General features: G+C 69.7%; 11 protein-coding genes. 5 read left to right on the top strand and 6 right to left on the bottom strand.

Features of this window, described 5'->3' with window-relative positions:
* Nucleotides 1-57: 57 nt before the first annotated feature.
* The 5 genes from JOF42_RS06665 to JOF42_RS06645 form a co-directional block, all read right to left on the bottom strand.
* Nucleotides 58-693 carry a response regulator gene (locus JOF42_RS06665; RefSeq protein WP_210097144.1) on the bottom strand — a complete coding sequence of 212 codons (636 nt, stop codon included), beginning with the start codon at nucleotides 691-693 and terminating at the stop codon, nucleotides 58-60.
* Nucleotides 690-1,865 carry an ATP-binding protein gene (locus JOF42_RS06660; RefSeq protein ID WP_210097143.1) on the bottom strand — a complete coding sequence of 392 codons (1,176 nt, stop codon included), beginning with the start codon at nucleotides 1,863-1,865 and terminating at the stop codon, nucleotides 690-692. Before JOF42_RS06660 ends, JOF42_RS06665 begins: the two co-directional genes overlap by 4 nt.
* A gap of 64 nt (nucleotides 1,866-1,929) precedes the next feature.
* The gene (locus tag JOF42_RS06655; protein WP_210097142.1) at nucleotides 1,930-2,721 is read right to left on the bottom strand and encodes a class I SAM-dependent methyltransferase; all 792 of its coding nucleotides are present in this window, start codon (nucleotides 2,719-2,721) and stop codon (nucleotides 1,930-1,932) included.
* A gap of 43 nt (nucleotides 2,722-2,764) precedes the next feature.
* Nucleotides 2,765-3,925, bottom strand: a complete 1,161-nt coding sequence (locus JOF42_RS06650; protein WP_210097141.1) for an AMP-binding protein — start codon at nucleotides 3,923-3,925, stop codon at nucleotides 2,765-2,767.
* A gap of 33 nt (nucleotides 3,926-3,958) precedes the next feature.
* Nucleotides 3,959-4,870, bottom strand: coding sequence for a 1,4-dihydroxy-2-naphthoyl-CoA synthase (locus JOF42_RS06645; protein WP_056515875.1), 912 nt, complete (start codon nucleotides 4,868-4,870; stop codon nucleotides 3,959-3,961).
* A gap of 72 nt (nucleotides 4,871-4,942) precedes the next feature.
* Here JOF42_RS06645 and JOF42_RS06640 point away from each other — a divergent pair, with 72 nt between their 5' ends.
* A complete protein-coding gene (locus JOF42_RS06640) occupies nucleotides 4,943-5,962 on the top strand; it encodes a GNAT family N-acetyltransferase (protein WP_210097140.1) in 1,020 nt (339 codons plus the stop codon).
* Between the two features lie 59 nt (nucleotides 5,963-6,021).
* Nucleotides 6,022-6,999, top strand: coding sequence for an o-succinylbenzoate synthase (locus JOF42_RS06635; protein WP_210097139.1), 978 nt, complete (start codon nucleotides 6,022-6,024; stop codon nucleotides 6,997-6,999).
* A 96-nt stretch (nucleotides 7,000-7,095) separates the two neighbouring features.
* On the opposite strand, the gene JOF42_RS06630 is transcribed toward JOF42_RS06635, so the two are convergent.
* The gene (locus JOF42_RS06630; protein WP_210097138.1) at nucleotides 7,096-7,719 is read right to left on the bottom strand and encodes a TetR/AcrR family transcriptional regulator; all 624 of its coding nucleotides are present in this window, start codon (nucleotides 7,717-7,719) and stop codon (nucleotides 7,096-7,098) included.
* A gap of 121 nt (nucleotides 7,720-7,840) precedes the next feature.
* On the opposite strand from JOF42_RS06630, the gene JOF42_RS06625 reads away from it, so the two are divergent.
* From JOF42_RS06625 to JOF42_RS06615, 3 genes are all read left to right on the top strand, one after another.
* Nucleotides 7,841-10,630, top strand: coding sequence for an MMPL family transporter (locus tag JOF42_RS06625; protein ID WP_210097137.1), 2,790 nt, complete (start codon nucleotides 7,841-7,843; stop codon nucleotides 10,628-10,630).
* Nucleotides 10,627-12,591, top strand: coding sequence for a YhgE/Pip domain-containing protein (locus JOF42_RS06620; RefSeq protein ID WP_210097136.1), 1,965 nt, complete (start codon nucleotides 10,627-10,629; stop codon nucleotides 12,589-12,591). Before JOF42_RS06625 ends, JOF42_RS06620 begins: the two co-directional genes overlap by 4 nt.
* A gap of 83 nt (nucleotides 12,592-12,674) precedes the next feature.
* Nucleotides 12,675-13,271, top strand: a complete 597-nt coding sequence (locus JOF42_RS06615; protein WP_245340739.1) for a 2'-5' RNA ligase family protein — start codon at nucleotides 12,675-12,677, stop codon at nucleotides 13,269-13,271.
* Nucleotides 13,272-13,285 lie beyond the last annotated feature (14 nt).

Below are 13,285 nucleotides of genomic sequence, written 5' to 3'. Positions count from 1 at the left end.
CCTGACGGCGCATCCGTGTACATCGCAAGGATGATCTCGAGACGACGCGTGTCGTGTTCAGGCGAGTCCGTGCTCGAACGCGAACACCACGAGCTGCACTCGATCACGCAGCGTCAGCTTGGTGAGGATGCGGCTGATGTGGGTCTTCACGGTGGCCTCGCTGAGGTACTCACGGGCGGCGATCTCGGAGTTGGACAGGCCCCTCGCCGCCAGGGCGAAGATCTCGCGCTCTCGATCGGTCAGCGCCTCGAACTGCGCCGGCACCGGCTTCGGCGCCTCGGCGAAGTGCGCGAACAGCTCGCGGGTCGCGGATGCCGCGATGACGCTCGACCCCGAATGGACGGTGCGGATCGCGGCGAGCAGGAACTCGGGATCCGCGTCCTTCAGCAGGAAGCCGCTGGCGCCCTGCCGGATCGCGCGGGCCGCCGCCTCATCGAGGTCGAACGTCGTCAGCATCACGATACGAGGAGGGTCGGGCTGGGTCAGGATCTCGGCCGTCGCGGTGAGTCCGTCCATCACCGGCATCCTGATGTCCATCAGAACCACATCGGGGCGGGTCGCGCGGACGAGCTCGATCGCCTCCCGTCCGTCTCCGGCTTCGCCGACGACATCGATGTCGGGCTGAGAGGCGAGCAGCATCCGGATGCCGGCGCGGAACAGCGCCTGATCGTCGACGAGGACGACTCTGATCATTCGGCTTCTCCGATCGGGAGCGACGCTCGGACCACGAACTGCACGCCCTGGCGCTCCGCCTGCAGGCTACCGCCGACCAGCTGCGCACGTTCCCGCATACCGATCAGGCCGTGCCCACCGCCGGACTGCGTCTGCTCGCGGCCGACGGTGTTGCGCACCTGGATGTCGACGCGCTCGGGAAGCCAGGCGAGGTGCACGTCGACGGCACCGTCGCCGTGCCGGATGGCGTTGGTGAGCGCCTCCTGCAGGATCCGGTAGACCGCGAGCTGAATCGCTCCGGGCGGTTCGCCGGGTGGTGTGGGGTCGACCGTGATGCGCGGCTCGATGCCCGCCTGCCGCACCTGCGCGAACAGGGCTTCGAGGTCGGCGAGAGTGGGCTGGGGGCCGTCGCCCTGACGGTGGCGCAGCTGGGTGAGCAACAGCCGGACATCGCTCAACGCGCCACGGGCCGTCTGCGCGATCGTGCCCAGCGCTTCGGTGGCCACCTCCGGCTTCGCGGCCGCGGCATACCGGGCGCCGTCGGCCTGTGCGATCACCACGGCCAGCGAGTGCGCGACGATGTCGTGCATGTCACGGGCGATTCGCACACGCTCCTGCTCTTCGGCAGCGAGCGACTCCGCCTGCAGCTGAGCCGATCGGGTGCTCCGCGCCCGCAGCACCACGCGCCACAGCAACCCGCACACCCAGGCGAATCCGAGCGCGAGCACGGAGACCGCGAGGAGCAGCGTGCCGGTGGTCAGCTGGTCCCACCCGCTGGCACCGGAAGCGACCCCGGTGACGACGACCAGGAAGCCGGCCGCGACGAACCCACCGAAGAGCGCTGATCCGAACCCCCACCACAGCACGGCCCGTGAGCCCCAGGCGGCGGTCGCGTACAGCACGAGAAGGATCGCGAGGTCGATGGGCAGGGGGCCGTATCCGGCGAGCATCTGGACGATCGCACCCGCCCAGGCCGCGGCGAGCGCGAGCCCCGGCGCGAGCCTGCCGATCGCCACGCCGCCGAACATCAGGATGCCCGGCACCACGACCGCCACGACCGCCATCCCGTCGACACCCTCGCCCAGGGCCCCCGGGCCGTAGAACACGATCGAGAACGGGGTCAGGATGACGAAGAGCAGCGCCGCCCCGACGATGTCGAGGATCAGCGCCGTGCGGGAGAGCGGGCGGATCACTCCTCCACGCTACGCGGCACGGCTTCCGCCCCGCATCCGCCTGCAGATGTATCCACCGGGTGGATCAGGCGCGCGCGATGATCTCTCCGTGCGGCACGAGATACCAGCCGTCGCCGTCATCGGCCCAGCGCTTCCAGGCGTCGCTGATCGCCTGCAGGTCTGCGGACGTCGCCATGTCGCTGTCGACCAGCTGCCGGGCGAGCGCGGACTCGAGGATGCGGTCGGCCCACATGCCGCCCCACCAGGCGCGGTCCTCCGGTGTCGCGTACGTCCAGTTCGAGGTCGTCGCCGTGACGTCGTCGAATCCGGCTGCCCGCGCCCAGGCGAGCAGGCGCCGCCCTGCATCGGGCTCGCCGCCGTTCGCTCGCGCCGCCCGTCGGTAGAGGTCGAGCCACCGGTCGAGTTCCGGGAGCACCGGGAACCAGATGAAGCCTGCGTAGTCGGCGTCGCGCACGGCGACGATCCCGCCGGGTGCCGTCACCCGACGCATCTCCCGGAGTGCCTGCACCGGATCGCCGACGTGCTGCAGCACCTGGTGCGCGTGCACGATGTCGAAGCTGTCGTCGGCGAAGCTCAGTGAGTGCACGTCCTCGACGCAGAAGTCGAGGTTCGTGAGCCCCTTGCTCGCCGCGAGATCGCGCGACAGCGAGAGGGCGTTCTCGTCGATCTCGGTCGCCGTGACGTGACCGACGACGCCGGCGAAGTCGACCGTGATGCTGCCGGGGCCCGCTCCGACATCGAGGAGTCGTGCGCCCGCGGTGAGGTGCGGTCGCAGGTACTCCGCCGAGTTCGCGATGGTGCGGCTGCTGTGTGAGCGGAGGACGGTCTCGTGATGTCCGTGCGTGTAGGTGGCCATGCCCCACTCTGGCAGGAGAGTTCCCGCCGCGGCGAATCGACCGTCAGTGCAGTTCTGCGACAGCTCGCCTGATGGACTCGCGGTCAGGTTTTCCTGACGAGAGCACGTCGAGCTCGTCGACGAGGATCAGCCGCGCGGGTCGGGCGTGCTTGCCCAGCTCTTCCGCGACCACGTCACGCGCGTGCGACAGCTGCTCGGACTCGCTGCGCCGCAGCGCCTCACCTCGAGGCGCCACGATCACCGATGCCTCGCCCCAGCGCTCGTCCTCGACACCCACCACGACCGCTCCCGTGAGACCGGGGATGCGGCGCACGAGCCTCTCGACCCGGTCGAGGGAGACATTGATGCCGCCGGAGACGATCACGTTGTCCGCGCGGCCGTGCACCCGCACCACGCCGTCGTCGAGGAGCCCGAGATCACCCGTGTGGTACCAGCGGATGCCGTGCTCGTCGCGCGAGAAGTTCTTCGCCGTGAGCTCTCCGTCGCCCAGGTACCCGTCGGCGAGCATCGGGCCCGCGATGCGCAGCTCGCCGTCGACGGTGCGCGCGCCGACGGTGTCGAGCGGCACGCCGTCGTACACGCATCCTCCGCTGGTCTCTGTGGATCCGTACGTGCGCACGAGGCGGACTCCGAGATCTGCGGCGCGATCGCGCAACGGCTCCGGCAGCGCCTGCCCTCCGACGAGGATCGCACGGTACGCCCGCAGGGCGGCGAGCACAGGGCCGTCATCCGCCGCATCGAGCAGTGTCGAGAGCTGCGCGGGGACGAGAGACGTGTAGAGGTCGGGGATCGAGCCTGATGCCGCGGACGACGGACGGAGCATAGACAGGGTCGACTCCGCGAAGGATGCGGGTGAGAACCGGCCGCTCAGCGCGACCGGATGCGTGCCCGCGACCAGCGACCGCACGATGACCTGGAGTCCCGCGACGTAGCCCGCGGGCAGAGCGAGCAGCCAGCGGCCGGCGCCGATCCTCGCTGCCGTGGCGTCCGCGCTCGCGCGCAGAGCCTCGCCGCTCAGGGCGACCCGCTTGGGGATGCCGCTCGACCCCGAGGTCGCGATCACGACCGCAGTGCCCTCGGGCACCCAACTCGGGGCGTCGCCGAGCATGCCGAATCCCAGCGCAGGCCCGCCGTCGAGCGCGCGCTCGAGAGCGTCGCGGAGCTCGGCCGGATCCTCGGCATCCGTCGATCTCAACGCGACCATGTGATTCCCGTTCCGCTCCGCAGTGTCAGGCGTTCAGTAGTGCCAGGGGAAGGACGTCCAGTCCGGATCCCGCTTCTCGAGGAACGAGTCGCGCCCCTCCACAGCCTCGTCGGTGCCGTAGGCGAGACGCGTGGCCTCACCCGCGAACACCTGCTGGCCGACGAGCCCGTCATCGACCGCGTTGAAGGCGAACTTCAGCATCCGGATGGCGGTCGGCGACTTGGTGAGAACGGTGCGCGCCATCTTCAGCGCCTCGCGCTCGAGCTCGGCGTGCGGCACGACGCGGTTCACCGCACCGGCCTCGTAAGCACGCTGCGCCGAGTACTCCTCGGCGAGGAAGAACACCTCTCGCGCGAACTTCTGCCCGGTCTGCCGCGCCATGTAGGCCGAGCCGTAGCCGGCGTCGAAGCTGCCCACGTCGGCGTCGGTCTGCTTGAACCGCGCCTCCTCGGCCGACGCGATCGTGAGATCGCACACGACGTGCAGCGAGTGTCCGCCGCCTGCCGCCCACCCAGGGACGACCGCGATGACGACCTTGGGCATGAAGCGGATGAGTCGCTGCACCTCGAGGATGTGCAGTCGGCCGGCTCGCGCCGGGTCGTGCACGGTCGTCTCATCGTCGGAGTACTTGTAGCCGTCGCGTCCGCGGATGCGCTGATCGCCCCCGGAGCAGAAGGCCCAGCCGCCGTCCTTCGGGCTCGGGCCGTTGCCCGTCAGCAGCACGGCTCCGATACGGGGGTTCTGCCTCGCGTCATCGAGCGCACGGTACAGCTCGTCGACCGTGTGCGGTCGGAAGGCGTTGCGCACCTCAGGACGGTTGAACGCGATCCGCGCGACTCCGCCGTCGGTGCTCACGTGGGCGGTGATGTCGGTGTAGTCCTCGGCCCCGGGCGCGAGCACCCATTCGTCCGGGTCGAACAGGTCTGAGACGAATGCGCTGGTCACAGCATCCAGCCTATTCCCGACGAGGTTGCAGACGCAGACGGCGCCGCCTGCGAGAGCAAGTACCGTGGGCGCATGGCCATCGAGATCTCGCGCATCGACCCTCTGCACGATGCCGACGTGGACGCGTGGTGGAATGCGTACGCGACCGCCGAGCGTGCCGACCGCGGCACGGATGCCGTCGTCTGGTCGCTCTCCGAATGCCGCAGCGAGCTGCAGCAGGAATCCGCCGTGGTCGATCGGCGCGCATACCTGCTGCGCGCCGACGATCAAGTGGTCGGCTCCGCGAGCCTCGCGCTGCCACTCAAGGACAACACGCACGTCGCGCACCTCGCGGTCAGCGTGCCGCCGCGCCACAGACGGCGCGGCATCGGCTCGGAGGCGCTGGCGTTCCTCGAGGGCGAAGCCGTGGCATCCGGCCGCACCACGGCACACGGATCGACTTCCTGGCCCTACGAGCGCGGTTCGGAGGGGACTGGGTCGCCCGGGCGCGAGTTCGCCCGAGCCCGCGGATACGCGCTCGCCCTCGGCGACGTGCAGAGCCGACTCGTCCTGCCCGTCGAGCCCTCGCTGCTCGACCGCATCGAGGCCGAGATCGCCGGCTCCACCGAGGGATATGAGATCCGCAGCTGGGTCGGCCGGATCCCCGACGAAGTCGTGGAACGCTGGACGATCCTCGACGCCACGCTCGAGACCGAGGCACCGACCGGCGACCTCGACATCGAACCGCAGAAGCCCGACGTCGACAGCATCCGCGAGAGCGAAGATCTGATCGAGCGACAGCGGCGCCTCTCGTTCGGGACCATCGCCCTCGCCCCGGACGGCGGTGCGGCCGCATACTCCCAGCTCGTCGTCTCCGCCGATGACGGAAACGCGTACCAGTGGGGAACTCTCGTGCGCGCGGCGGATCGCGGGCATCGTCTCGGCATGGCCGTGAAGGTCACCAATCTGCGGACGCTGCACCGCGAGGCGCCCCGGACGACAGCGGTCTACACCTACAACGCCGAATCGAACGCGCACATGCTCGCCGTCAACACGCTGCTCGGCTTCCTGCCCAGCGAGCGACTCGGCGAACTGCAGAAGCGACTGATCTGACTCACTGCCTTCGGCACGGCGGATGCCATCGGCGAGCGGGCACGGAGCAGAATGAGCACATGCTCCCACCGCTCGCAGACCTGCTCAGCTCGGCCCGGGTCGTCTCCCTGCCCATGCACACCCGATTCCGCGGTGTCGACACCCGCGAGGCGCTGCTCGTCGAGGGACCGCAGGGGTGGGCGGAGTTCTCGCCGTTCCTCGAATACGAGGACGCCGAGGCGGCGACCTGGCTCGCCGCGGCGATCGACTTCGCCTGGAGACCGCAGCCCGAACCTCTCCGCGAGCGGATCGGGGTCAACGCCACGATCCCTGCGATCGACGCCTCCCGGGTCGCCGAGGTGCTGGCGCGATTCGCCGGCTGCCGCACCGCCAAGGTCAAGGTCGCCGAACCCGGGCAGACTCTCGCCGACGACATCGCACGGGTGCGAGCGGTGCGCGAGGCCATGGGGCCCGAGGGCCGCATCCGCGTCGACGCCAACGGACTGTGGAACGTCGATGAGGCCGAGCACGCGGTGCACGCGCTCAACGAGTTCGACCTCGAGTACGTCGAGCAGCCGTGCGCCACGGTGCCCGAGCTCGCCGAGCTGCGCACGCGGGTGAAGTACATGGGCATCCCGGTCGCCGCCGATGAGAGCATCCGCAAGTCGTCCGACCCGCTCGCCGTCGCTCGCGAGAAGGCCGCCGACCTGCTCGTGATCAAGGCCCAGCCGCTCGGCGGCATCACGCACGCACTGCAGATCGTCACGGCCGCCGGCCTGCCCGTGGTCGTCTCGAGCGCGCTCGACACCGCGATCGGGCTGTCGCAGGGCGCGGCGCTCGCTGCGGCCCTGCCGACCCTCGACTACGACTGCGGCCTCGGCACCGCGTCGCTCTTCCTCGACGACGTCGCCGACCTCCGTCCGGTCGACGGATCGATCCCCGCGGCGCGGGTCACGCCCGATGAGGCGGCGCTCACCCGCCTCGCGGCATCGAGCGACCGCCGCGACTGGTGGCTCGAACGCCTCGCGCGGTGCTACGCCGTGCTCGACGCACGCTGATCGACGCTCATCTGCATGCCGAGAACACGGATGCAGGTCGAAACGGGCCCTTTCGGCATGCAGGTGTGATCTCGGCATGCATCTGCGGGTCCCGGGTCACTCGGCGAGCAGCAGCTGCACGAGCCTGCCCAGCTCCTCGCTGCCGGAGTGGCGCAGCTGATCGGAGTCCTGCCCGGCCATCGCGCCGCGAACGGTCATGCCCTCCCAGATGATCATGAGCATGCGCGCGGCCTCTTCGGCCGGAACCTTCAGCTCGAGCGAGCTCACCGAGACGATGTCGGTGATGATCGTCGCGATGCTCGAGACCATCTCGCGCTCCTGCACGAGGTAGGCGGCGCCGAACTGCGCGTCCCGCAGAGCGCGGATGCGGATCTCGCTCATGAGCATCACGCCGAGGCGGTCGTCGCCGCCGGCATCCATGATCTGCTGCACCAGCTCGACCGGGTCGCATCCTTCGGAGAGACCGCCGTCCGCGGCGATCTCCTCGACACGGGCGCGCACGGCACTGACGCGCTGCTCTGCGACGCTCCCGGCGAGCATCAGGAACAGCTCGTCCTTCGACTCGAAGTTCGAATAGAACGCGCCGCGTGTGAACCCGGCGCGGTCGCAGACCGCTTCCACGGATGCTCCGTCGAGGCCGACCTCGGCGAAGACCTGGGCTGCGGCATCCAGAAGCCTGGCTCGCGTGTTCTCGCGACTGCGGGTGGCGGGCGTCGTCATCGAATCCTCCTGCCTCTCATTCTCACACCCCGTACACAGACTCCGGGGCTCGGATCACCTTACGATACATCTATGTATTGGATACACCTGTGTATCCAGCCCGCATTCCCTGAGGAGTTCCGTGTCCACCCTCCTGTCTTCGCTCGGCCGCTGGTCGTACCGCCACCCGTGGCGCGTCCTCGTCTCCTGGCTCCTCGCGCTCGGCATCGCCGGGGCCGGCGCGCTCGTGCTCGGAGCGGGCACCGACAACTCCTTCTCGATCCCCGGAACCGAGTCCCAGGCCGGTCTCGAGCAGCTCAACCGGTCGTTCCCTCAGGTCAGCGGAACCAGTGCGCAGATCATCGTGGTCGCGGCTGACGGCGACTCCATCACCGACGACGCCTATCGGAACGACATCGAGGATGCCGTCGCCGAGCTCGCCGATCTCGACGACTCCGTGCTCTCGGCCACGTCGCCGTTCGATGAGATGGTCAGCGGCATGATCAACGACGACGAGACCGCCGGGATCATCCGCATGCAGTTCGACGGCCAGGCGAGCGACGTGTCGGACAAGACGCAGGACGACCTCCGGGCGGTCGTCTCCGATCTCGCCGACGAGCTCCCCGCAGGCTCCCAGACCGCGCTCGGCGGCGACCTCTTCGCGACGTCGGTCCCCGGAGTCACCCTCACCGAGGCCGTGGGTCTCCTCATCGCCCTGCTCGTGCTCATCGTGACGTTCCGCTCGTTCGTCGTCGCAGGGCTGCCGCTCCTCACCGCCATCCTCGGTGTGGGCATCTCGATGGCCGGCATCTTCGCGGCCACCGCCTTCGCCACCGTCTCGTCGACGACTCCCCTGCTCGCGCTCATGCTCGGGCTCGCGGTCGGCATCGACTATGCGCTGTTCATCATGGCCAGACATCAGGATCAGGTCCGCGAGGGTGTCGACCCCGAGGAGTCGACGGCCCGCGCCGTGGGCACCGCAGGCTCGGCCGTCGTGTTCGCCGGCGTCACGGTGCTCATCGCCCTGATCGGCCTCGGCTTCGCAGGCATCCCGTTCCTCACGACCATGGGCATCGCCGCATCGGCGGCCGTCGCCGTCGCCGTCGCGATCGCGGTCACCCTCACTCCTGCTCTGCTCGGCTTCATGAAGGGCCGCGTCGCAGGGCGCCCTCGCAAGGCACCGAAGGCGAAAGAGGGAAAGCCTGCTCCCGCCCCTCGCCGCCGCTTCAGCGAGCGCTGGGTGACCGGAGTGACCAAGCGCCCGATCCTCGTCTCTCTCGCCGTCGTCATCGGTCTCGGCATCGTCGCGGTGCCGGCGCTGAGCCTGAACCTCGCCCTGCCCAACGCCGGCGTGCTCCCCAAGGACTCCGAGGCCCGTCAGAGCTACGACCTCGTCGGCGAGGAGTTCGGCCCCGGTTTCAACGGCCCGCTGATCCTGACCGGCACGATCGTCACGTCCACCGATCCGGTGACCCTGATGGACGATCTCGGCGACGCAGTGGCCAAGATCGACGGCGTGAAGGAGGTCGCCCTCTCGACCCCGAACGAGACGGCCGACACCGGCATCGTGCAGATCATTCCCGAGACGGCGGCCGACGACCCGGCGACCGCGGATCTCGTGCGCGAGCTGCGATCGCACCACGACGAGTGGCTCGACGAGTTCGGCATCGACCTGAAGGTCACCGGTTTCACCGCCGTGGGGATCGACATCTCCGATCAGCTCGGAAACGCCCTGCTCCCCTTCGGCATCTTCGTGATCGGCCTGTCGCTGGTCCTGCTCACGATCGTGTTCCGCTCGCTCTGGGTGCCGATCACCGCCGCCGCCGGCTACCTGCTGTCGATCGTCGCCGGATTCGGCGTCGTCGGTGCGGTGTTCGAGTGGGGCTGGTTCGCCGATCTCCTGCACGTCGCGAAGGTCGGTCCGATCATCAGCTTCATGCCGATCATCCTGATGGGCGTGCTGTTCGGCCTCGCGATGGACTACCAGGTCTTCCTCGTGTCGCGCATGCGAGAGGACTTCGTGCACGACCCCGAGGGGAAGAGCCCCGATCGGGCGACCCGTCGCGCCGCTGCTCTGCGTGCCGTGCGCAGCGGCTTCACCGGATCGGCCAAGGTCGTGACGGCAGCCGGACTCATCATGTTCGCGGTGTTCGTGGCGTTCGTGCCCGAGGGCGACTCGTCGCTCAAGCCGATCGCGCTGGGCCTCGCCGCGGGTATCGCGATCGACGCGTTCCTCGTGAGAATGACGCTCATCCCCGCGCTGATGGCGATCCTCGGCGAGCGCGCCTGGGAGATCCCGGCGTGGCTGGAGAAGATCCTGCCCAGCGTCGACATCGAGGGCGAGGCGGTCGAGCGCGAGCGCCATCTGGCCGCGTGGCCCGGAGACGACTCGGTCGTCGCGGCCGACGACCTGACGATCGCGGATGCCGGCATCGACGGGCTCCACGTCCGCCTCGCTCCGGGTGCGGCCGCGGTGTTGACCGGATCATCACCCGGCGCGCTGCGCGCCCTGTCTCTGAGCATCGCAGGCCGCGTGACACCCGACGACGGTCGCCTCCGGGTGGCGGGCCACCTGCTTCCCGGCCGCGCCGCCTGGGTGCGCGCGCATGTCGGTGCGGTGATGATCACGGATGCGGGCGATCTGTCGACCGATCTGTCCGAGGCTCTGCGAGGACGCCCCGCCCTCGTCGTGATCGACGGCATCGATCGCCTGGCGCCCTCCGAGCGCGACCAGCTCGCCGCCCGCCTGCGCGATGCGCGCCGCTCGACCGCGGTGCTGCTGACCGCGCTCACTCCCGAGATCGCCCTCGATGTGCTCACGGACGCCGGGCGTGGCCCCGCGGACGTGATCGCCATCGACGCACCCGCCGCACTCGCTTCCGCGCCCCACAGCGCCGACGAATCCTCCGAATCGACCGAGGTGACCGCATGACCCTCCCCATCGAGCGCGCACGCTCACGCAAGCCCATCACGTGGCTGACCATCCTCGGCATCCTGATGCTGCCCGCGGCTGTCGGCGGCATCCTGGTCGCCGCGTTGCAGAATCCGACCGAGCGACTCGACTCGATGACCGCTGCGATCGTCAACCTCGACGAACCCGTCGAGATCGATGGACAGCTCACCCCCCTCGGACGCCAGCTCGCCTCTGGTCTCGTCGAGGGCTCGGACGACCTCGACTCGAACCTCACCTGGGTGATCTCGAACGAGGACGACGCTGCCGAGGGACTCGCCGACGGCTCCTACCAGGCGGTCATCACGATCCCCGAGGACTTCTCGGCGGCCGCGACCTCCGCGGGTCAGGCGATCTCGGACGGCGGTGGCGACGCCGAGCAGGCGACCATCAAGGTCACCACCCCCGATGACGGGCTCGTCGCCGACGACCTCATCACGAGCCAGATCGCGAACGTCGCGGCCTCGAGCATGGGCACGCTTCTCTCGGAGGCGACGACCGAGAACATCCTGGTGGGCTTCACGACGATCGGCGACCAGATCGGCGACGCGGCGGACGGAGCCGTGAAGCTGGCCAGCGGAGCACGGGATGCCGCGACGGGCGCCGCAGCCATCCCGGACGGGGCCACACAGCTGGCGTCGGGTGCCGCCGAACTCGGAACGGGAGCCTCGTCGCTCGCATCCGGTCTCGACACCCTCGCTTCGAAGACGCGCGATGCCGCCGGCGGCGCATCCACTCTCGGTCAGGGCCTGACCGACGGTGCGGCGGCGTTGAGCGACCAGGCGGAACAGATGCCGGCACTCGTCGGGGCCATCAAGACCGGTACCGCCTCGGCGACGGATGCGGGGACGAAGTCTGCCGCCCTGGCGCAGAAGCTCGGTGAGATGGCCGCGAGTTGCGACCCTGCCGTGTCGGGGGATCTCTGCGCAGAGCTGGCGACCGAGGCCGCGAACGCGGCGGCCGTCGCGAAGTCGGCGGGAACCGCCTCGGGCTACCTCACGAAGGTCGCGCCGAACATCGCGACCCTTCCCTCCGCATTCACCACTCTCGCCACGCAGATGGGCCAGGCAGGAGCCGGCGCGACGACGCTCGCCGACGGTCTGAGGCAGCTCGCCTCGGAGGGACTGGACCAGTCCGCCGCCGGTGCGCGTGCGCTGTCGACCGGAGCCGACCAGCTCTCCAGCGGTGCGACCGAACTCGCGACCGGCGCCACGGAACTCTCGACAGGGCTCGACACCCTCGCCACGGGAACCGGCGACCTCGCGGGTGGCCTGCGCACGGCATCCGATTCGCTCCCCTCGTTCAGCGACTCGGAGTCGACCTCACTCGCGTCTGTCATCGCCGACCCGGTCGCGTCGAAGGGCGCCGACGGCACGACGATCTTCGGCCCCACCGCGATCCCGCTTCTCGCCGCCGTCGTGCTGTGGTTCGGCGCTCTCGCCTCGTTCCTCGTGATGCGCGCCCACACCGCCCGCACACTGACGTCACGCCGCTCGTCGGCCGGACTCGCGCTGCGCGCGTTCGCGCCCGCCGCGGCGATCGGTGCGGCCCAGGGTCTGCTGGTCTCGCTCATCGTGCAGATCGTGGCGAGCTACGACGCCGGCACCTGGTGGGCGTTCGCGGGCATCGCCGTGCTCGCGGGCATCGTCTTCGCCGCCGTGAACCAGGCCCTGGTCGCGGTGTTCGGTGGCATCGGACGCTGGATCAGCGCGCTCGTCGGCGTACTCGCGATCGCGACCGGCCTGATCTCGACGGTGCCAGGGTGGCTCGCCGACCTCGGTGCGGCGTTGCCGACCGCTCCGGCCTTCACCGGGCTGATCGCCGCGAACGGAGGCGCCGCCGCCGGACTCATCGTGTGGGGCGTGCTGTCGCTCGTCGCGACGACACTGGCGGTCACGCTGCGGCGCACGACCTCGACGAAAGCGGCCCTCGCGACCGCCTGAGCATCCCGACCTCGGCTCCGATTCCGTGCCCGCTCGAGACGCCACGGTCAGCGCGCACCTGTCGACGCACGTACGATCAGGAGATGCGCCGCCCGTTCATGTCCTCGCCCGCCCAGCTCGCATCGCTGGAAGGGCAGCAGTACCTCGTGCTGCGCCCGACCAGAGCCGTCTCCGACGTCTACCGAGCGGAACAGAGATCTGCGCTCGGGCGGATGGATGCTCCGCACCCGCACACCGAGCACGTCACGCTGCGCGCCTTCCACGAACCCGAGCGACGTGAAGAGCTCCTCACGCTGATCCGTGAGTGGGCGGTGGCGCAGCGCCCCGTCGAGGTCATCGCGGAAGCCGTCGACGTGTTCCCGACCCCCTGGCAGACCGTGATTCTGCGGCTCACGCGCACGTCATCCCTCGTGTCCGCGTATGCGAACCTCAGCACGGCACTCGAGACCACCGACTTCCGTCGCCTCGACGAGCGCAGCACCGCCGAATGGACGTTCCACCTCTCGGTGATCTACGCGAAGACCCTGTCGGTCGCAGCCTGGACCGAGCTGTCGCACAAGTCGCGCCGATCGCTCAGCAAGCGCCCCGCAGAGACCATCTCCGAGGCGGAGTTCGTCTGGTACGAAGACGGCGTCGAGCACGCCGAGGTCATCCCCTTCGGACTGCGCTCGTTCCGCTGAACGTGCTCGGGCGG

The organism is Microbacterium phyllosphaerae (assembly GCF_017876435.1).
Lineage (GTDB): Bacteria > Actinomycetota > Actinomycetes > Actinomycetales > Microbacteriaceae > Microbacterium > Microbacterium phyllosphaerae.
This window is presented reverse-complemented; position numbering and strand designations above follow the sequence as displayed.